The 20,159-nt window shown below is 60.0% G+C and carries 20 protein-coding genes; 10 read left to right on the top strand and 10 right to left on the bottom strand.

Annotation, left to right across the window (positions count from 1 at the left end):
- The first annotated feature begins 88 nt into the window (after nucleotides 1–88).
- The 4 genes from QRN53_RS12510 (at nucleotide 89) to QRN53_RS12495 (ending at nucleotide 3,084) form a co-directional block, all read left to right on the top strand.
- Nucleotides 89–1,195, top strand: a complete 1,107-nt coding sequence (locus QRN53_RS12510; RefSeq protein ID WP_285244168.1) for a tyrosine-type recombinase/integrase — start codon at nucleotides 89–91, stop codon at nucleotides 1,193–1,195.
- Nucleotides 1,195–1,536: a helix-turn-helix domain-containing protein gene (locus QRN53_RS12505; protein WP_285244167.1), complete on the top strand. Its 342-nt coding sequence runs from the start codon at nucleotides 1,195–1,197 to the stop codon at nucleotides 1,534–1,536. Before QRN53_RS12510 ends, QRN53_RS12505 begins: the two co-directional genes overlap by 1 nt.
- A gap of 301 nt (nucleotides 1,537–1,837) precedes the next feature.
- The gene (locus QRN53_RS12500) at nucleotides 1,838–2,416 is read left to right on the top strand and encodes a hypothetical protein (protein WP_285244166.1); all 579 of its coding nucleotides are present in this window, start codon (nucleotides 1,838–1,840) and stop codon (nucleotides 2,414–2,416) included.
- Nucleotides 2,417–2,646: 230 nt separating this feature from the next.
- The gene (locus QRN53_RS12495) at nucleotides 2,647–3,084 is read left to right on the top strand and encodes a hypothetical protein (protein ID WP_285244165.1); all 438 of its coding nucleotides are present in this window, start codon (nucleotides 2,647–2,649) and stop codon (nucleotides 3,082–3,084) included.
- An 81-nt stretch (nucleotides 3,085–3,165) separates the two neighbouring features.
- On the opposite strand, the gene QRN53_RS12490 is transcribed toward QRN53_RS12495, so the two are convergent.
- Nucleotides 3,166–3,504, bottom strand: coding sequence for a YegP family protein (locus QRN53_RS12490; protein ID WP_285244164.1), 339 nt, complete (start codon nucleotides 3,502–3,504; stop codon nucleotides 3,166–3,168).
- Nucleotides 3,505–3,852: 348 nt separating this feature from the next.
- Between QRN53_RS12490 and QRN53_RS12485 the strand changes: the two genes are divergently transcribed.
- From QRN53_RS12485 to QRN53_RS12460, 6 genes are all read left to right on the top strand, one after another.
- A complete protein-coding gene (locus tag QRN53_RS12485) occupies nucleotides 3,853–3,978 on the top strand; it encodes a hypothetical protein (RefSeq protein ID WP_285244163.1) in 126 nt (41 codons plus the stop codon).
- A gap of 93 nt (nucleotides 3,979–4,071) precedes the next feature.
- The gene (locus tag QRN53_RS12480) at nucleotides 4,072–4,638 is read left to right on the top strand and encodes a recombinase family protein (RefSeq protein ID WP_285244162.1); all 567 of its coding nucleotides are present in this window, start codon (nucleotides 4,072–4,074) and stop codon (nucleotides 4,636–4,638) included.
- Nucleotides 4,639–4,912: 274 nt separating this feature from the next.
- Nucleotides 4,913–5,215, top strand: a complete 303-nt coding sequence (locus QRN53_RS12475) for a hypothetical protein (protein ID WP_285244161.1) — start codon at nucleotides 4,913–4,915, stop codon at nucleotides 5,213–5,215.
- A gap of 239 nt (nucleotides 5,216–5,454) precedes the next feature.
- Complete coding sequence (locus QRN53_RS12470; protein WP_285244160.1) at nucleotides 5,455–6,072, top strand: DUF6308 family protein; 618 nt, start codon at nucleotides 5,455–5,457, stop codon at nucleotides 6,070–6,072.
- A gap of 168 nt (nucleotides 6,073–6,240) precedes the next feature.
- Nucleotides 6,241–7,086: a hypothetical protein gene (locus tag QRN53_RS12465; RefSeq protein ID WP_285244159.1), complete on the top strand. Its 846-nt coding sequence runs from the start codon at nucleotides 6,241–6,243 to the stop codon at nucleotides 7,084–7,086.
- Nucleotides 7,087–7,112: 26 nt separating this feature from the next.
- Nucleotides 7,113–7,259: a hypothetical protein gene (locus tag QRN53_RS12460; protein ID WP_285244158.1), complete on the top strand. Its 147-nt coding sequence runs from the start codon at nucleotides 7,113–7,115 to the stop codon at nucleotides 7,257–7,259.
- A 184-nt stretch (nucleotides 7,260–7,443) separates the two neighbouring features.
- Here the strand turns inward: QRN53_RS12460 and QRN53_RS12455 are convergent, their stop codons facing one another.
- From QRN53_RS12455 to QRN53_RS12420, 9 genes are all read right to left on the bottom strand, one after another.
- Nucleotides 7,444–8,142, bottom strand: coding sequence for a GDSL-type esterase/lipase family protein (locus tag QRN53_RS12455; protein WP_285244157.1), 699 nt, complete (start codon nucleotides 8,140–8,142; stop codon nucleotides 7,444–7,446).
- Nucleotides 8,143–8,202: 60 nt separating this feature from the next.
- Entirely contained in the window at nucleotides 8,203–9,015 is an 813-nt protein-coding gene (locus QRN53_RS21790) for an SGNH/GDSL hydrolase family protein (protein ID WP_350224169.1), read from the bottom strand.
- 163 nt (nucleotides 9,016–9,178) lie between these two features.
- Nucleotides 9,179–11,644, bottom strand: coding sequence for a glycoside hydrolase family 2 TIM barrel-domain containing protein (locus tag QRN53_RS12450; protein WP_285244156.1), 2,466 nt, complete (start codon nucleotides 11,642–11,644; stop codon nucleotides 9,179–9,181).
- 150 nt (nucleotides 11,645–11,794) lie between these two features.
- On the bottom strand, nucleotides 11,795–12,292 hold the full coding sequence (locus QRN53_RS12445) for a ribose-5-phosphate isomerase (RefSeq protein ID WP_285244155.1): 498 nt from the start codon (nucleotides 12,290–12,292) through the stop codon (nucleotides 11,795–11,797).
- Between the two features lie 105 nt (nucleotides 12,293–12,397).
- The gene (gene araA, locus QRN53_RS12440) at nucleotides 12,398–13,918 is read right to left on the bottom strand and encodes an L-arabinose isomerase (protein WP_285244154.1); all 1,521 of its coding nucleotides are present in this window, start codon (nucleotides 13,916–13,918) and stop codon (nucleotides 12,398–12,400) included.
- Nucleotides 13,919–14,006: 88 nt separating this feature from the next.
- Nucleotides 14,007–15,089, bottom strand: a complete 1,083-nt coding sequence (locus QRN53_RS12435; protein WP_285244153.1) for a LacI family DNA-binding transcriptional regulator — start codon at nucleotides 15,087–15,089, stop codon at nucleotides 14,007–14,009.
- A gap of 80 nt (nucleotides 15,090–15,169) precedes the next feature.
- Nucleotides 15,170–15,907 carry an L-ribulose-5-phosphate 4-epimerase gene (locus QRN53_RS12430; protein ID WP_285244152.1) on the bottom strand — a complete coding sequence of 246 codons (738 nt, stop codon included), beginning with the start codon at nucleotides 15,905–15,907 and terminating at the stop codon, nucleotides 15,170–15,172.
- Nucleotides 15,904–17,526, bottom strand: coding sequence for a xylulokinase (locus tag QRN53_RS12425; RefSeq protein ID WP_285244151.1), 1,623 nt, complete (start codon nucleotides 17,524–17,526; stop codon nucleotides 15,904–15,906). Before QRN53_RS12425 ends, QRN53_RS12430 begins: the two co-directional genes overlap by 4 nt.
- A gap of 381 nt (nucleotides 17,527–17,907) precedes the next feature.
- Complete coding sequence (locus tag QRN53_RS12420; protein WP_285244150.1) at nucleotides 17,908–20,124, bottom strand: beta-glucosidase family protein; 2,217 nt, start codon at nucleotides 20,122–20,124, stop codon at nucleotides 17,908–17,910.
- Nucleotides 20,125–20,159: the final 35 nt, after the last annotated feature.

The raw sequence follows: 20,159 nt of genomic DNA, 5'->3' as shown, positions 1-20,159 counted from the left end.
GTGACCAGCAGTTCTGCAATCAATGATTGCGGTTCTCGCAATCTGCGTGCGAATATCGCAAAGAGCTGCGATGAGGCAAGGACTGACCATGGCGCAGGATGATGAGAATGTTCTGTTTGTTCCGTTCGGCGGCGAAGCGCCGGATCCGGAGTCGTTCCTGACGCTTGTCCTGGACGGCTGGGAGCGCCAGCAGCGCGCGAAGGATTTCTCGCCGTCGACTATCCGCACCAGGAGGAACGTCGTGCTGAGCCTGGTGGACTTTTCCGGCCGGTATCCGTGGCAGTGGACGTTGGGCGACGCGGACGATTTTTTCTCTCATGCGCGTGCTGTGCGAAATCTGTCTCATGGGACGGTCCGGTCTTACCAAGGTGCTGTGAAGTTGTTTTGCGACTATGCCTGCAGCCCGCACTATGACTGGTGTGAGCAGAGTGCGAGGCTCTTTGGTCAGGTCTTTGCCCAGGTGGTAACTGAGCTGAACCGGGTGACGCACGCGCAGCCCACCGAAGCCCGTCCTGCCAAGCGGCCATTTAGCCAGCGTGAGCTGCAGGAGCTGTTTGATCTGGCCGACCTCGAGGTGGTGCGGATCCTGGACTCGGGCCGCAAGGGTGCACTGGCCGCCTGGCGTGATGCGATTGCGTTCAAGACAGCTTACGGATGGGGGTTGCGCTCGGACGAGTTGCGCCACTTGCAGGTGGCGGACTTTTCGCGGAACGGCAAGGCTCCGTTTCTTGGAGACCATGGCGTACTCCGGGTGCGCTGGGGCAAGCCGCACCGCGGCTCCGCGAAGAAGGTCCGTTCCGTCCTGACGGTTTGGGAGTGGTCCGCGGAAATGGTTGCCGATTGGATCAGGAACGGACTCCCCCGCTATGGGCATCCCGTCACAGACCTCTTCCCAACCAGCGCGGGAAAAATTGTTGGCGAATCACACCTGATCGGCCGGCTCCATGACCTTGTAGACGAGCTGGGGTTCCCGCCGGGACTGGACCTGCACTCTTTCCGCCGTTCGTATGCCACGCACCTGGTTACCGGTGAAGGTTTCGATGTGGCTTTCGTTCAGCTGCAGCTCGGCCACGAGCACGCGGCCACGACCTCGATCTACACCCTGCCCTCCCCCGACTATCAACGCCTCGCACTTGAGCGGGTGCATGAACGAATCATCAATGCGGCCCTGGAACTGCGCGAGAGGAAACACTGATGAGTAGACGAGAGATCGATTACACGTGGCGGGTCCGCGAGATCATGGCACGCCGCGGGGTCCATACGGCCAAGGAACTCGCCGCCCTATTGCACGATCGCGGCATAACCTTGACCGCCAACGCCATTTGGCGGATCGTGACCCAGGAACCTGAACGGATCTCCTTTAAGGTCCTCGTTGCACTCTGCGACGCCTTGGACGTGACGCCGAACGACCTGATCACCTACACGGCCACCGACACCAAAACCGTTCGGCAGCACCGCAAAGCAGCTGGCGAAGACATCCCGGACATGCGCAACTACCGCCCAGTCCGCGCCCGGATCGTCGAGGACGATGACTAGCCGAGGGCGTCCATCCACCGGCGGCAACGGCTCCGCACGCCCGCCAACACTCACCGATCTGCCCACCCCCAAAAAACGCGGCCGACCACGCTCAAGCGGAGACTACACCTGCGGCCGGTGCCACCAGCAAGTCGCCAAGATCCGGGTGCACTGGCCCGACGGCCCAGTCTGCGGAGCCTGCTTCACAGAGGCCACCCACAGCCGCGGGAAGTGCTCCAACTGCGGAGAGACCCGCATGCTCCCTGGCCGCTCGCCAGACCAAGAACCCATCTGCCGCGACTGCGCTGACATCACTACCGCCTTGACCTGCACACGATGCAAACGCGAATCCGAACGGTTCCGGAGCGGTCTCTGCATCCGCTGCACCCTCACAGACGACCTCACGGCAGTGCTCAAACCCAATGATGATTTCCGTCTGCGCCGGCTGATCAGCCTCCTCACCGTAACCGGCAGGCCCGAGAGCATCTACACCTACATGCGCCGCGGCACCAAGGCCCGGGAACTACTCGAAGCAATCGGGGACCGAACACTCCCGCTCACTCACGAGGCCTTCGACGCCCTTCCCCGGTCCACTGCCGCCGAACACCTGCGCGCACTGCTGGTCCACCACCGCATGATGCCAGGGCGCGGCAATGAAAATCTCACCCGCTTCGAACATTGGCTGGCCACAAGGATCAGCAACCTCCCCGACGACGGCACGAGCCAACTGATCGAACGCTACGCGGCATGGCACCACCTCAAACGCATCCGGGACAAAGCCACAGACCCGGCCGTGAATCTCGAAACCGTTACCCACGCGGCCAAACAGGACATCACCGAAGCAGGCAAGCTCCTCATCTGGCTCCGTGACTCCCACGGCATCGCAATAGGGGAGAACTAAGACAAGCCCACATCGACGAATATCTCAGTACCGGGCCCAGCACCCGCAAGCACATCCGTAATTTTGTCCGGTGGCTCAACCGCGACAGCACACCACGAGGGCACCTCGACGCGCCGTTCCGTCCCGCTCAATCCACGCCAATGATCACTCAGGCCGAACGTATTGAACTCGTGCGCAACTGTCTGGAACACGACCACGTCATAAGGTCCACACGCCTCGCTGGGCTGATCTTGCTGCTCTGGGCACATCCACTGAACAAGATCGTCATGCTCCGCCACGAACACATCAGCATCACTCCCGAGGGCATGCTTCTCAAGCTTGGGACCACGCCGGCCACTATCCCCGCAGCAATAACCGAGATGTTCTGGAGCCAGCGTGAGGGATCTGAGAACCAGAACACGACGAACTCAAATACCTCGTGGCTTTTCCCCGGCACCCGCGCCGGCCAGCACCTTCACCCGGCGACCCTTTCCGAGCGGCTCAAAGTCCTTGGAATCGACGCACAACGGGCCCGAAACGCCACACTCCGCGACCTCACCCAGGAAGTCGACGCCCGAACACTCATTGATCTACTCGACTACAGCCCCGCGGTCATCACACAGCACGCAGCCCGCGCAGCCACGCGAATGTCCGACTACATCGTCTTCAAGAAGAATCAGCGTCCCTAACGCCCGCGCATGGCAAGAAAACGGATAACGTACTTCGCCATCAGGGGTCAGAAGGGGCCGAAAGAGGCCTTTCCCGGCCGCTCAGGAAAGGTTGTGGATGGTCCCCGCCCAGCGAGGGCTGGAGACGGCCCGGCGGACAGCCCTGGCACGTCCGTGGAAGTCGATCTTTGGCAGCGGTGGGTCGTCCTTGTGATTGCCGGTGTCGCTCCAGGTTGCCTGCGGGGCGGCATTTTTGGTTGTTGTGGAGTGGTCGGTGATCAGTCCCATGCCGGCGTATTCGCGCACCGCGGCGATGCCGGCAACAGCATCGGTCTTGGTGTCGAAAGGTTTGGACACTGCCATGATGGTGCCGTCTGGCGCTGTCAGCCGGAACCTGAAGGCCGATTCCGCGTCAACAAATAGTTCGAACATTCCTGCCATTGCGATCCTTTCGGCCTGCGGGATCTTGGGGCGGCATCCTTGCCGCCAGACAGGCAGGAGGCGTCGTCGCCTCCGTTTTCCCTTGGTGGATCCCGCGGCCAAATCTTCTTCAATTCAGCATGTGTTTGACGAGTCTTTCGCAGGGACTCATGCCGGCGCAAGGTTTCGGCTTGCATCCAGGCGAAGTGATGCCCGGCTCTCGGTCCGCCTGGCCGCACTTCTCCCGAACTCCCCGAGCCGGTCCTTAGTACGCCGCGGGTCGATGTTGCAAGCCATCCTCAGCTCGATGGGCAGGTCAACGACAAAAGTCCTCATCGAGACCACTCCCCCGCTGAAGACAACGGACCCATGGAAGGCAGCCCGGAATACCTGGCCGGGAAGGCCGCCCTGCGTCGGTACTGGGAAACCTTCGGATTCCGGCCGGCGCACGGTGACTGCATGGTCTTCGAGGAGGTGGCCGACGGCATTGACTGAGCCGCCTCACCCCGCTCCCACATCCCTGAACCTTGACGTTTCTCCGCCACGGTCCGACACTCGATTCCACAAACCAAGAGGTTGGAGGCAGCCTTGAACGGTCAGCGCATCGGCTACGTGCGGGTCAGCACGCTCGACCAGAATGAGCGACGCCAGCTCGAAGGCCACGTCCTGGACAGAGTCTTCACAGATAAGGCCTCCGGCCGGGACACCGCGCGGCCACAGTTAACAGAGCTGCTGCGGTTCGTCCGCGACGGCGACACCGTCGTCGTTCACAGCATGGACCGGCTCGCCCGCAACCTCGATGACCTGCGCGCCCTCGTCCAAGGCCTCACCCGTCGCGGGGTGCGGGTGGAGTTCCTCAAAGAACAGCTCGTCTTCACCGGCGAGGACTCCCCCATGGCCAACCTGATGCTCTCGGTCATGGGTGCGTTCGCCGAATTCGAACGGTCTTTGATCAAGGAACGCCAACGGGAGGGTATTGCCCTGGCCAAGCAGCGCGGCGCCTACAAAGGAAGGAAGAAAACCCTAACGCCGGAACGCGCTGCCGAACTGATCCGGCGCGCCGGCAACGGCATCCCGAAAGTTGTCCTCACCCGCGACTACGGGATCAGCAGGGAAACGGTCTACCAGTACCTCCGCCAAGCCACCGTAAAGTAGAACCTCCCCTCCCCCGCTCGTTCCCAGCCAACCTCAAGGTTGACCCTCCAAGGTTGTTCATGGAACTTCGGCCAACCGCTATTTGGCCGGAGTTTCGCCAATTCCAAGGCCTTTGACCCGGGTCGGCAACGCGGTGGCTACTTCTTGACCCGCACCCTGCGTCAAGCTAACTTGACCCAATGGAACGTGATGCGGACTCCATCGAGCAGGCGCTCAGCAGCGGCGATGTCCACCAGCTGCTCAAGGTATGGGAAGACTTCAATAGCGGCGAAACTTGGCGCGAAATCTCTGCCACCGGCAGCGACCAGGCGCGGAGGCTCTGGCCGAGATCTCGGAAGTCGCAGCACTAGAGGCTTTGCGGGCGAACGCGAAGGCCGTCGAATTACTCACAGCACGGCGCTGGTACGTCATGAAGTCCGCTCGGGAGGCAGGCGCGACATGGGCTCAAATTGGCGAGGCGCTCGGGATCACGAAACAGGCCGCCCACGACTTCTACAGTCGAAAGACTGAAGAACAGGAAAAGTACCTGTCGGACCTTCACGACACGGCCGCGGCCCGTGCAGTCCTGGACGAGTGATACTACCGAGGAAGTCCGGCCCCCCCCGTACGCGCAATGGGCCACGGGCACGATCCACCCGAGGTCACCCCTCGGGTTGACGGAACGCCGGTTATCGGCTCTTCAAGATGACAAGACGAGAGGCTAAAGCGCCGCCTTTCCATACGGCGAGAGTTGATCCGTCTTGCGCCGTGAATGCACCCACCCTAGGAATCGGCGATACGGAGCGGCTGCGTCTTTCGGCGGTTATGCTGAGCGCCATGACGTTGACACAGCGGATTGATGAAGTGATTGCTTCACCCGCCCATCATCTCCTGACCGATTTCTTTGATCCACAGGGACCGTTCGCAGGGTCAACATTCGACGAGCTCGGAGAGAATCCGCCAGAAAGCATCAGTCCGGCAGATCTCGTTGCCGTAAGCCTTCTGGACGTCCGCTTTGAACCACGAGCCGTACGATCGTTGCTGGATTCCGACGCCTCGAAGCTCTCGAAACTACTCATCGCTATACCCGCCGACGTCGACATCTGGGATGCTCAGGACCGCGACCTTGACGCAGCCGCCGAACTCTTCCGAGCGATCGATGCTTATGCAGGAGTTGGAGAAACCAAGGCCAGTAAACTTTTGGCCCGCAAACGTCCACGACTCCTGCCGGTCATCGACAGTGTAGTGCGGAAGGGGCTTCCGTTGGGCTCCGAGCCGGCACGAGAGCTGCGCGCTGCGCTATCGGATCAATGTCGTCGTACAGCGCTGGAAGCCCTTAGGCCACATGGAGTTTCTCCCCTCATCTCAACAATAAGACTGCTCGATGCCGCCGTGTGGATGCGGTACAGCCAATCAAGGAATGCGAAACGAGCTCGACGCAGAGCGGGCATATAGCTTGTCGCTCTAGGGTTCGCACTGTCTCTGTTGACCAATTGGCCCTGAGGTGGCGTTCCATTGTTAAATCGCCCCGCAGAGGTTCATACGGCCCCGCGTGCCACCCACCGGCCGCGTAGCATTGGCGAAACAGATCGGAGCGCGCCGTATCATCTTGCCCTATAACATATGAACAAAGGCCAGACAGAATTGAAGATTGGTAAGCGCTTAGCTATTGGGCTCAAAGTCCTTACAACCATTGCGGCATTTCTTTCGGCTGCCACACTAGGCCTTTCCAAGTTGCCCGACAAACCGGATCCCGCGACTGGGCAGCCCCCCTCGGCTTCGCCGTTTCTCGGAGTGGCTCAGGCCGATTGGTTGTATTGGTCGGTGGTCGTGGGCATCGCATTGGCTGCCTTGGTTCTCGTTGACGCTGCGTGGACGCTAGTAAAGGAACGCAGGCAAACTCGATTCGAGGCCGTGCGAGAAAATGTCAGCTTCTTCCTGCTGGGCGCCCTTAAATTTATCAGCGACAAGACCGGCATCAATATCATTTATCTCGGCGGTTCAGTCTTCGAGTACAAAAAGAAAGGTAAGAGCTTTCGACTTGAGTCTTTGGTTCGCTACCGATTCGATGCCTACCCGTCTCCCTCGGGGATCGAATGGACTTCGGGGAAGGGTGCAATTGGCGCGGCCGCAGCAACACGCGAAGCGGCGCATTGCGACTGGGTAGAACTGTCTACACAACTCAACAGTAGCCCTGATTCCAGGGCTAAACTCTTGACGGCTGTTCCAGACTCAGAGCGCTATGGCTTTACGGACGATGAGCTGGCCCGTATGGGGAAGCGCTACTACGAGAGTTTGGCAGTGCCGATCCTGGCGGACGACGGCGAGAAGCTCTTGGGAGTGCTAGCAATCGACATTCCTAATAGGAATGAGCTCGATCTCACCACTTCACTCCTTGGTGATAAGCAGAGTGAACAAATCGCCACAGGTGCCGCTGCCTTCGTCGCCAAGGCTTTGGGTAGCCGTTAGGATCGGAGAAAGGAGGAGGGAAAAACATGGCTAAACACTCGTCCAGTAGAGCAGCAAGCGATGAAGAGACGTTCGTTGAGATCCTGCGATCGCTCCATCCCTCGCCCGAGCAAGAAAAGATCATTGCTGAGGTTGAAGCAGAGAAGACTTCATCCGAACGAGAAGATCAGTAGCCCAGGAGCAGCATTTCCAGGCGGACAGCCTGACCTCAAATGGATGAACAGCGCTTCTCCCATATATACGCCACCGGAACTTGACAGAATCTTAATTATCGGCGTTCATTCCGTCGTTAGTGGAGAACCGTCCACTGGAGAGTACGCGGGTCGGTATTCGGGATGGTTTGGCAGTCCATCCTTATCAGATTGCAGGAGAGGATTTCTCTTGCTTTGCCGGGCCTGCGGATTCCAGTTGTGGGTTCGTCGCTGGCACGAGGCCTAGTGTTGAAAATTCGCTACGGAGGACCTTGGCCCACGCGGCGTAGCCCAGGCCGTTAAGGTGTAGGGCGTCAGCGGTAAATTCCTCCCGCAGTGCGCCGTTGTCATCGGCCAGCGCAGGCCACAAGTCTACGAAAACCGCGTTTTCACGAGCAGCAATATTGCGGAGTAGTGAATTCAAGAACGTGATATTTTCGCGGTACTTGCGGCGCCGCGGCATAACACTATTAATCAGGAAAGGAGATTTGGGAGCGCGTTTCCTGATCTCCTTGACCAGTTCTTGGATAGACGCTGCGATGTCTTCTGCTTTTCGTTTTGCCCCGCCCAGGTCATTCGTCCCGATCAACAGAGATATAGCCACGGGGTCATGGATCGCAGTGTCCAGTCTGGTGAGGACTCCCTGTACGTCGTCGCCACCGATGCCGCGGTTAAGGGTTTGCAGCTCGGGGAACCATTCGTCCCACTGCCCCCCTTCGGTAATGCTGTCCCCTAGGAACAGGACTCTCTGAGGTGGGAGGGGCAGCTCTTTAAACTGGGAACGGCGCATGGTGATGCTCCGCGAAACGAATCCAAGGATCAAACGAGCGATGGGGTTCATTGATTCTTTACGAAGGGCAAGCACGATTCATAGTTTATTCCCGGGCGGGGGAAAACCCAAGGGCGGCACCCTAAGTGATCCGAGTTAGCATGCCAAATGATCGCTGATTAGCCCGGCGGCAGCCCGCATTCCTTCTCGGTTAGGGTGGAACGAAACTCCGTTTCCGGGCTTGGGCCGGAAACCGTTGACCCAAGGTTCTGGACTTCCAAGGGCATGGTTCTCGCTGAACTGCGAGAGTTTAACTAGCTCAGATCCGGAACGAGCTGCAGCGTCTTGGAACATTTGTGCAACCTGCTCGCCAAGCACCCGCAGTGTGGACATGGTTTCACTGTCGAAAGGTGCTGAGGGCCCCGGTGTTGTTCGATGCCCGATTATCGTGAGGTAGTCGACAAAGACGACGCGTGCCTTTGGGGCCCGACGGTGAATTTCCTCCGCGACGCTCACTAGTCCCGCAGTGGCACGGTCAATTAGTATTCCCGGCTTCTCGCTTATCTGTGGGAGTTTAATTCGCGAAAGGACAGGCTGCGTTAACAACCAGCCCTTCAATGCGGCTGCATACATCGAACCGATGTATCCGACGTCATTGCCACCCGCTGTCACGGTGACGAGATCGCTGTCGTGAGACAGGCCCCGGATTTGAGGCTGGAATTTTAGGAGGCCGACCCGCTGTGAACGGGTAAGAATTGTTTCCGTGGTTGCACCCGATATGGATAGGTCTGTGAGCCGGCAACCTAGCTTCTCAGCCAGAAGGTGCGGGTAGTTGAGGGTAGATCGTTGAGCGCGTCGACTCTCTATAGGCCGGATGCCTGGACCAGCGGCAAACGAACTTCCCAAAGCACTTAGGTGCGTGATTTCGTGCCTGGTCTGGCCGGAAGCCTCTGCGGGACTGCTGTTCACTTATTTCTCCTCGAGGATTGCGGGTCGGCGCCGGCAGTTGTAGGTCTCTGTATGAAAGGAGCGGCGGTGGCAATCGATGGCTGGTGAGGCCCGTCGGCCTATGCCGGTCTTGCTACCGGCGTTCTCGAAAAGGCATCTCTCACGCTTGCAAGATGTCACCGCGTCACCTTGCTGATTTGCCGGAGTTGTCGCTGGTCGTAATCTTGACGATTGCTTGGGTCAAGCCGTCCGCGCTGGCCGTGAACGTGATCTCTCCGGGACGTGTTGTAGTGCGGATAATTGCTTGAGCCCGTCCCTGGTAGGTGCTGTGCGTTGGAGAGCTCAGTTGTTCAGCGGTCGCAGGGTTGGCGCTTCCGAAGCCTAGTAGCGTTCCTTCGCCTTCTACATTGACTGTCACGGGCCTGTCATCGAGTGGTTTGAGCACGCCTGTGTTGTCAGTGAGCTCGACATCGATGAAGACCAGGTCAGCGCCGTCTGCCGTTGCCTCGCTGCTTTCAGCAGTGGCTCGAAGTACCGTTTCGGGGCCGGCCGAGGCTAGGGTCTCTGAACCGACGACGTTGCCGGATTTGTCGTATGCCGTGGCAGTGAGTTTCCCCGGCGCATATGGCGTGGTGAAAACAGTGCGAAATTGTTTCTTCTCCCTGACTTCTCGGGAAGCGATGAGCTTATCGTTCAGGTGCAGGTCAACACGGTGAGCGTCAGCGTATACTTCCACTTCGGCTTTGACGCCTTCGTATCCGCTCCAGCTCCAACTGTGAACCGTGTCGGTCGGCCGCCAATTGTTCTTGGTGCGTTTTTTACCGGCATGGTTCAAGGGACGCACGGACAAGAACGGGCCTCGTGTTCGGCCCCACACAATCTCGTTGTAGTACGACCAGGGTTGCCGGTAACCGGTGATATCGATGATCGGTGCCCCAGCCAGGAGTGCCGGGTAGGGCTGGAACAGTTTGCGGGGACTGTCATACTGCTGAGTGGCGATGCCGGCTTCCCCTACGTAGTCCCAGGCTGTCCACACGAATTCGCCGATGACGTTGGGCATGGCGTTGATCAGCCGCCATAGTGTAGCGGTTGTGCTGGGGGTCGTTTCCGTGCCAACGATAACGCGGTCCGGGTACCGCTTGGTGTCCCTGACCCACCGGTCGTGCCCGTAGTTGTAACCCGCAACATCGAGGGCGAACTGTGCTTCCCTCGTCCTATTCTCGGCTTGGGGGAGCCTGAGCAGCAGCGGAGTGAGCTTCTCGAAGGCGCCCATCAGAAAGTTGAGCATCGCGATCGTCTTTTCAGGATTGTCCGCCTTCTCTTTGTTCTCGACCTTTTCGGACTCCACTTTGGGGTCGTCCTTAGGGGCAATGAAGCTCAGGAAGACGTTCACCCCATTGGTGATGAAGCGGTCGGGGTCCGCTGATCGGGCGTGAGCGGCTATGTCGTAGCCGAGCGCCTTGCCTTGGTCAGTGGAGATCTCGCCAATCTCATTGCCGATCGAATACATGATCACTGAAGGGTGGTTGTAGTCCTTGGCGATCAGCGCGTCGAGGTCACGTTGCCACCACTCCAGGAAGTGCCGAGAGAACCCATCGCGGGACTTGGGCCTCCACCATTCATCGCCGAGTTCATCCATGACGAGCATCCCGAGTTTGTCGCATGCTCGAAGAGTCGCCCGTGAGAGGGCGTTGTGAGCGCTTCGGATCGCGTTGTAGCCGGCATCACGGAGGATGCGGATCCGGCGTTCTTCGGCAGCCTCCAGTGTGTGGGCGCCAATGATTCCGTTGTCGTGGTGGATGCAGCCCCCGCGCAATTTAGTTGTGGCGCCGTTGATTTGGAGGCCTTGGTGCGCGTTGACAGTAACAAGCCGGATCCCAAACGTATCCTCGACTGTATCGAGGCCGTCGTTCTTGTCGGCGAGCTCTGCGTAGACGCTATACATGTGCGGATGCTCCGGCGACCAAAGATGTGCGCCGTCGATAGTAAATTCGAGGGCATGGACGGAGTTTGTTCCCGGCGGGGTCACTACCTCTTGGGAGGTTGCCGAAATCTCTTTGCCGTCCGGCCCCGTGAGTGTGACTGTCAATGTGGAGGTGCGGGCTTTGATGTCGTCGTTAGTGACAGTGGCACGGGCATGAAGCGTAGCGTTGGTGCCCTCCAGGCTAACTGTCCGCAACTGCAGGCCGGTCGGATCGATATGCAGAAGAGGACCGATCAGGAGGCTGACCGGGCGATAGATTCCGCTTCCTGAGTACCACCGCGAATTTGGGCCTGACGGGTTATTGGCAACTACCTCAAGGAGGTTATCTTCCCCGTACTTCAGGTGGTCATCAAGCACCACTCGGAACTCTGCGTAGCCCGAGGGGCGTCCCCCGATGAGTACGCCGTTGAGGTAAACCGCCGAGCGCATATAGATACCTTCAAACTCAATGACAACGTGTTGCCCGCGCCACGCTTCGGGCGCAACGAAGGTCTTGCTGTATCTGTACACGCCACCTGGGTAGAAGCCTGTGTGGTAGCCATTTGCCGTTGCCGGGTCGCGTTCTTCGTAGAGCATGGCATCGTGCGGGAGTGTCACAGCCGTGGGCTTCGCAGACCCGGCAATGCCGGAAACAAGCCAGTCTGTATTGAACGGTGTGCGTTTCATAATCCCTCGTTATGGTGATTGAACTGACAGAAAGCAGCCGGAACTGAGTGAGCGCCGTTTGGATGCGAGCTGATGGTCTTGCAACTAAGTGGCGGTTTCAGCGGCACCGACTAAAACCAACGCCGCCATGGGCGGTATTGCCAACCGCTGCTACTCCATAGCGCTGCCGGCGTTCTCGAAGTGGGCAATTTGGCCGATACGTCGGGCGTGCCTTTCGTCATTGCTGAAAGGAGTCTGAAGAAAAGCTTCCACGAGGTCGAACGTTTCCTGAGCTGAGTGTTGCCTTGCTCCCAAGGCAACAACGTTGGCGTTGTTATGTTCCCTGGCGAGAACGGCCGTTGAGTGGTTCCACACTAGTGCCGCACGGATGCCCCTCACTTTGTTTGCCGCGATTTGTTCACCGTTGCCGGAACCGCCAAGAACAATGCCCAACGCATGCCTCCCCGACTGTTGGTCGGTGATAACAGCCTGGGCTGCACGAATGCAAAAAGCGGGGTAGTCGTCTTGCGGGTCGTACGTCTTTGGCCCGTGGTCAACAACTTCATACCCTTTTGCTGCCAGGCGCCTTACGAGATCAGCGCTAAGGTCAAGCCCGGCGTGGTCAGTGGCTATATGGACCCGGGGGCAGAGTTGCGTGTCCGTGGACATTGAATTTTCCGTTCTTATGCATGTGATCTAAGTGCTGGGTAAAGGTAGGCGGAAGCCGGCCGGGCCCATGGCGCAGCCCTGCGTCCGGCCGGCTGAAGGGAACCGTCAGATGCCGCCGGCGAGTTTGTAGTAGGCGGCGTTCCAGTTCAGGTCTTTCTTGAACTGGCGGATGGTGGTGTCTTCGTCGATGGTGAGCAGTTCGGTTTTGGCGATCTCGGCGAAGTCCTCGAAGACGTCCATGCCCACCTGGGTGGAGAGCACGGTGTGGTGGGCGGCGCCGGCGGTGAGCCAGGCGGCGGCGGAGGTGGCGAAGTCGGGCTTTGGCTCCCACAGGGCCCGGGCGACGGGGAGGTTGGGCAACGGCTGGTCCAGGGGGACGACGTCGACGGCGTTGGCCACCAGGCGGAAGCGGTCCCGCATGTCGGACAGGGCGACGACGACGCCCGGGGAGGCATCGGCGTCGAACACCAGCCGGACCGGGTCTTCCTTGCCGCCGATGCCCAGCGGGTGGATTTCCAGGCGCGGCTTCGATGCCGTCAGCGAGGGGCAGACCTCGAGCATGTGTGCGCCGAGGATCTTCTCCGAGCCCGGTTCCAGGTGGTAGGTGTAATCCTCCATCAGGGACGCCCCGCCGGGCAGGCCGGCACCCATCATCTTCGCGGCGCGGACCAGGATGGCGGTCTTCCAGTCGCCTTCGGCGCCGAAGCCGTACCCGGCGGCCATGAGCCGCTGCACGGCGAGGCCGGGGAGTTGGCGGAGGGCCCCGAGGTCTTCGAAGGAGGTGGTGAACGCGGCCGAGCCGTTGGCCTCGAGGAAGGACCGCAGGCCAAGTTCGATCCGGGCGCCGTACCGGAGCGATTCGTGCCGCGCCGCGCCCGCGCGGAGCTCCGGCACCACGTCGTAAAGGTCCTCGTACTCCGCAACCAGGGTGTCGACGTCGGCCTCCGCGGCGCCGTGCACGGCGTCGGCGAGCTCGTTGACGGACCAGGTGTTCACCGCGACGCCGAACCGCAGCTCGGCCTCGGTCTTATCACCTTCGGTGACGGCGACGTTGCGCATGTTGTCCCCGAAACGGGTCAGCTTCAGGCTCCGGACGGCGGCCCACCCGGCGGCGGCGCGCTGCCAGGACCCCACCTGGCGTGCCACCTCGGGGTTGGAGACGTGCCCGACGACGGTCTTCCGGGCGATGCCCAACCGGGACTGGATGTACCCGAACTCGCGGTCGCCGTGCGCGGCCTGGTTCAGGTTCATGAAGTCGAAGTCGATGTCCGCCCACGGCAGGTCGCGGTTGGCCTGGGTGTGCAGGTGCAGCAGCGGCTTGCGCAGCAGGTCCAGGCCGGAGATCCACATCTTGGCCGGACTGAAGGTGTGCATCCAGGCGGTCACGCCGATGACCGAGTCATCCGAGTTCGCCTCCAGCGCGGTCCGGCGGATGGCATCCGAATCGGTCAGGACCGGCTTCCACACAATCCGCACCGGCACGGCGGAGGAGGCGTTCAGCTGGTTCGCGATCTCCTGCGACTGCGCGGCCACCTGCTTGAGGACTTCTTCGCCGTAGAGGTGCTGGCTGCCGGTGAGGAACCAGACCTCGTAGCCGTCCAGGGTGGTGTTTGCTGCGGTACTCATTAGGTTCTCCAATTGAGATTCGATAGTGGATAGTGGGGTCGGCTGCGGACCAATGACTAACCCAACGGACGTTCGGTTGCGCTGCGTGCTATTCGGGGAGCGTCCGGACCGTCGATGGTCTGGGGTTCGGGGAGTGTGAGCTCGATAAGTGGGGTGCCGGTTGGTAGTGTGCCGTGCTTGCGCGGATGTGAAGTGCTGGGGTGATCACCGTTGTGCCCGCGGGCATTCCGGAGTCGAGCTCCTGAAGCATCGAGTCAACGGCATGGCGGCCCAGTTCTTCGAAGTCCTGTCTCACTGTTGTCAGTGGCGGGATGAAGTAGGCGCTCTCCGGCTGATCGTCGAAGCCGACAACGCTGACGTCTTCCGGTACCCGCACCTCTGCTTCAGCAAAGGCTCTCAGGACTCCCAAGGCCATTTGGTCGTTGGCGACGAACACAGCAGTTATCCGAGGGTCCTGGGCAATTTTTCTGCCGATGGTGTATCCACTGCCGGCGCCCCAGTCACCTATAAACAGGTGTTCATCGGGGAGGCCGGCTCCGCGCAGAGCTTCCCGCCAGCCCGCTTTACGTTCGGAGCTGTCGGGCCACCCCGGCGGACCCGAAAGGTGAGCTATCGCGCGGTGGCCCTGCTGGAGAAGATGTTGCACTGCGGCACGTGCGCCCTGTCCCTGGTCCACTATTGTCCCGCTGACATTGCTGTTGGTTGGCGATCCGACAGTTACAACAGGAACGGACAGCTCCATGTCATCCAAAGCTGCAAGAGCTTCCTCGTGGGGTACTACCACGGCAATGCCGTCAACGGACTGGTCCATAAAATGGTTGATGGCCTCGCATATGCTCGCCCTGTTCACTTCACGCAGCGCAGCGATGCTGACGGAATAGCCAGCGTCCCTGGCTGCCTGTTCTATGCCCATCAGCGTGTTGGCTGGACCGTACTGGGACAACTCGCTCGCCAGTACCCCGATCCTCCGCGAACGGCGGGTGACCAAGCTCCTGGCTGCAGTGTTGGGCCGGTACCCGAGCTGGGCGATCGCAGCCTTGACCTTTTCTCTTGTGCCGGTGCGGACGTTCGGGTGACCGTTGACGACCCTTGACACCGTCTGATGTGAAACACCGGCGACGGCAGCGACGTCCTTCAGCCTTGGTGCCTTGCCATCAGAGGTCCTGCCCATGGTTCACCGAGCCACTGTGTCGTGTATGGATACCGGCCGCATGTTTGACTCGCCGTCACGCCCGTGGCGGACGGGCTCCCTCAATTTATGGCCCCTGTGGGTTCTTGCCCGTAAACGTTTTGATAGCGGTTGAACAGGGCATCAACCGCTGCTGGTGCAATTGAGTGCGGTTCTCCTAACTGTCGCGAGAACAGCACTGACCTGGCTACATCTTCAACCATGACGGCTGCCTTGACAGCGTCACGGGCATCTTTGCCGATGGTGAACGGGCCGTGATTCTTCATCAGTACGGCACGGGAGCGGTGGCCACTGAGGGTATCGACGATTCCACGCCCAATGGAATCATCGCCGATGATTGCGAAGGGGCCGATAGGAATCTCGCCGCCGAACTCGTCTGCCATCGCTGTTGTCACGCAGGGTATGGGTTCGCCGTGCGCGGCCCAGGCTACGGCATACGGAGAATGGGTGTGAACCACTCCCCCGACCTCGGGCATATGGCGGTAAACGTACGCGTGTGCAGCCGTGTCGCTTGAAGGTGTCCTTTCTGAACCGGGCACGTCAGGGACGACCCGGCCATCGAGAGTGCAGAGAATCATGTTGTCGGCGGTCAGTTCGTCGTACAGGACGCCGCTGGGTTTGATCACGAAGTAATCAGTCCCTGGAACGCGCCCGGAGACATTGCCACCGGTCCATACAACAAGGTTGTACCGCACAAGTTCCGCATGCAGCTTGGCGACGTTGCTTCGGACTGTTCTAATAGCCTCGGCTATCTCGGTTGGCACTTGGCTTGATGGCTGGCTGGTCGTGCTAGATCTCATGGCTGGCTTCCTTTCGGAGAGATTGAGTCAACGGCTGCGCGCTGGACCGCAAGCCCAGCGGCATATCGGTCCAAGTACGTCGAGAACCCCGTTACGTCGGCAGGGTCAGGATTAGTCGTTTCAAAGGCCGCGCCACCAAAGACGCTGTTGCGGAGAAATTCATTGAGGTCTCCTGAGGGGTGGGTGGCGAAGGCCGCAAGCACGGCGATACCCCAAGCCCCACCTTCGGAAGCGGATTCTGCGACGGAAACGGGCGCGTTTAGAGCGCCGGCAAGAAAGCGTTGAGCGATTCCTGCGGTTCGAAACATGCCGCCGTGCGCGAACATCCGGTCGACCGCAACCCCTTCGTCGGCAAGGACGCGCATGCCAAGTATCAGCGTTGCGAACACGCCGTACACCTGGGAGCGCACGAAGTTTGCAAGGGTGAACGTGCTGTCGGGTGCTCGTACAAGGAGTGGCCGGCCATCGCGCACGCCAGCAAGAGGTTCACCGGCGACGTAGTTGTACGCGATTAATCCGCCGGCATCTGGGTCGCCTTCGAGCGCTTCCTGAAGGAGGGCAGTGAATACGGTGTCCTGGTCGATAGGGGAGTCTGCTTTACGCGCGAATTGGGTGAAGACCTGTACCCAAGCTGCAAGTTCACTTGCGCCGTTATTGCAGTGGACCATTGCTACCGGAGCGCCCGCCGGAGTCGTTACGAGATCGAGCTCGTGGCGGACCTGAGCCAGCGGCCTTTCAAGGACGACCATGGCGAAGATGCTCGTGCCGACACTGACGTTGCCCGTCCGGGGGGCTATGGAGCATGTGGCGACCATTCCAGTACCGGCGTCACCTTCCGGCGGGCAGAAAACTGCCCCGGGCTGCAGGGCACCTGACGAGTCAAGCAACGCTGCGCCGGCATCCGTGAGTGTGCCGGCGTACTCACCCGCCACCAGCACTTCGGGGAGCACCTGGCTGAGGTCGAGCGCGGGAGCGGCATGAGCAACAAGTGCTTTGTAACGTGCCAAAAGGTCCGAGTCGTAGGTGTGGCTCGCAGAATCGATCGGGAACATGCCGGAAGCATCACCGATTCCAATTACTTTCCTTCCAGTCAGACGCCAATGAACATAACCGGCAAGGGTGGTCATGAAATTAATGCGTGGAACGTGGTCTTCGCCGTCGCTCACCGCCTGGTGTAGGTGGGCAATCGACCAGCGGAGGGGGATGTTCAGGTCGAATGCCTTTGTAAGCTCGGCAGACGCCGCGCCCGTAGTGGTGTTCCGCCAGGTCCTGAATGGCACGAGTTGTTGGTCATCGCAATCGAAGACCAGATAGCCGTGCATCATGGCGGAAACACCAATCGCTTGAAGAATGCGTGGTTGCACCCCATAGCGCTCTTCGCAGTTCGCAACGAGATCTGCATAGGCTGCCTGAATACCGGTCCAGACGTCTGTCAGCGAGTAGGTCCACACCGCGTTTTGAAAGCTGCTTTCCCAGCTAAAGCTCCCCAATGCGAGCACGTGCCGGGGATCATCCCCGATAAGGCACGCCTTGATGCGGGTTGAGCCTAGTTCAATCCCCAGACGAGCGCGTCCGGAACGTATGGCATCGGCTGCAGATGACGTGCCGGGAAGATTCACAACAATCCTTCTCTTGCTGGCTCAGGCCAGGTAATTTTTCGACATGTGAGGGGACAACCAAAGGAGCCCTAGGCTTCAGATCTTGGTTAGCGCTAACAATATTGAAGCGCGCAGTCTCAAGGATGGTCACTATTCCTCACCTTGCCGCTTACTTAATCCCGGGCCCAATGACCTGGGCCCTTGAACTGATGCGTTCGCCAAAGATTATTCCCGTCTGGGGAAAAAGGCAAGGCTGGCTTCTATATTTGGGCGAGCACGTCGTTGTTCCGGCTCTGTGCTTCTATTGGTTCTCGGCGTGTACGAGTTCGAGCGGAGCGAGAGGAGCTTCGCACATGCTTGTCATTCGAGAATCATGAGTGCATGCGGTGGTCCGTTCCGGTTCTAAAGCAAGCGAAGGCTTGTTTCTGACGCTTTTGGATCACCGGAGTAGGCGCCCGCTTCCAAGACCACGTCCGCCGCAGCCCACTCGAACCGCCCGTTGGTGCGGCGCTGAAGTGGGCGAAGAGAACCGGCCACCTCCATCGTCTTGGTCTCCCCTGGCGCCAGGTTCACGGGCTTGAAACCCAACAAAACCCGTCGGGGAAAGTCCTCTGCCTCGATCGAACCGTAAAGCTGTACGACGTGACGGCCTGCGCGTTCTCCTGTATTGGTGACTCGTGTTGTCACCGTCACGCTATCTGCGGCGATCTGCGTGACAGTCAGGTCGCTGATGTCGAAGGTGGTGTAGGAGAGGCCGTATCCGAGTGGGAAGGCAGGGTTGTGGCCGTCGCGGTCCAAGAGGCGCTGCCCGAACCAGCGGTCGTACGTGATGCTGGTGGCGTCCCGGTCGAAGTAGGGTAAGTGTTCCTCTGTTGTTGGGATGGAGTAGGGAAGCCGCCCGCTGGCATCGGCTTTCCCGTAAAGGACGTCCGTAAGGGCATTTCCCCCCTCGGATCCTGAATACCATCCCACGAGCATCGCCGGGACGGTGTCGCGCCAGGATTCTGTGATGACGGCTCCTGCGGTGACCACAACGACCACGGTTTTGGGGTTGGCAGCCGCGGTTGCCCGGATGATTTCCTCGTCGACAGGCCTTAGCCGCAGGCTGGCCCGGTCGCCGCCAACGGTGCTGCCCATGGCGCCTGCGGCTCCCATGAGGTTGCTTGGGTCCATGCCTTCGGGGAAAGGAGGGAACAGGGCAAGAATGTCCGGTTCCAGCATGCTGTCCCCGCCGATGTATTCGCCTTCATCTTCTGCGGTGTAGCCAACGACGACGATGGCTACCTCCGCCTTTTTCGCTGTGGCGGCGGCTGCTTTGGGGTCGTCTTCGAATGAGGTGAAGAGCTGTGCTTCTGGAACGTTGTTCCGGAGTCCTTCGAGTGCAGTAACTACCTCCGGGGAGCGGACTGATGACGATCCGTGGTCGCCCGTATTGGGTAGATTGGCCAGCCTGCCGATCAGCGCGACCGAATTCGTCTTCTCCGGACCGAGAGGCAGTACCGGTGTGCCGTCAACTGCATCGTTTTTCAGCAGGACCATGGACGTGGCCGCTGCTTCCCGCGCCAGATTCCGGTGTTCGCTGCAGAAAATGACTTCCTTTGCGGGCTCTTCCTCACGTGCGGAGGCATAGTGTCGAAGCTGGGTGCGCAGGACCCGCTTTGCTGCCCGGTCGACGTGCTCCCAAGTGACCCGGCCGGATTCAAGGTCTTCGGGTAGTTGCTGGGCGCGCTGCTGACGCATGGGCGCTTCAACGTCGAGACCTGCGCGCAGCGACAGGCCGGCGTCCCGGAAGCCGGACACAAAATCGGTGATGGTGACGCCCTCGAAACCCCATTCACTGCGGAGGGTGCCTTCCAGGAGGGTTTCGTTCTGGCCGGCCCATTCGCCGTTGACGGAGTTATAGGACGTCATGATGCCGTCCACACCTTCCTCGACGACCCGGCGGAAGTGCGGGAGGAAGGCTTCGTGGAGCGTCTGTTCGTCGGCCAGCACGTCGACTTTGAAGCGTGCATTTTCCATGGAGTTAAGGGCGTAGTGCTTTGCGACGGCCATGGCGTTGCGTTGGACGCCACGGACGAGCGCTGCGCCGAACTCGCCCAGGAGAATGGGGTCTTCGCCGTAGGTTTCCTGTGCCCGGCCCCATGCGGGGTGCCTCGGAAGATTGATGCATACGCCACCGAAGAAGTTCCCTCCCTGGACTCTCAGTTCACGGCCAATGGCGACGCCGATGCGCTCTTCCATCTCAACATCCCACGTCGCGCCACGCGCCATGGACACTGGAAACGCTGTGGACGCGCCCATCACTACTCCACGGGGACCATCACTGAAACGGAGGCCGGGAATCCCAAGTCGCTTGATCTCGCCCATCACGATGGGTTTCAGGTTGTAGCCGGCGCTCATCTCTGCGATCCCGACCCAAAAATCCGAGTCACCATCGAGCAGCCACAGCTTTTCATCCTGTGTGAGCTGGCCGAGAAGCTGCTCTGTGGCCGCGTCCAGGTCAGCTCCTTGCCGAATGATGTTGACCGCTTCGTAGAAGCTATTGGTTGTTTTGTGGAAGCTATCGGTCTGGCTGGTCGGCATGATGCTGGTCTTTCTGGTGATGATGGGAGATGACATGCCTCCGTCCGAAGGAGAGCCGGGTGGGCGTTCTA

The sequence above is a fragment of the Pseudarthrobacter sp. fls2-241-R2A-127 genome, assembly GCF_030209355.1.
Lineage (GTDB): Bacteria > Actinomycetota > Actinomycetes > Actinomycetales > Micrococcaceae > Arthrobacter.
This window is presented reverse-complemented; position numbering and strand designations above follow the sequence as displayed.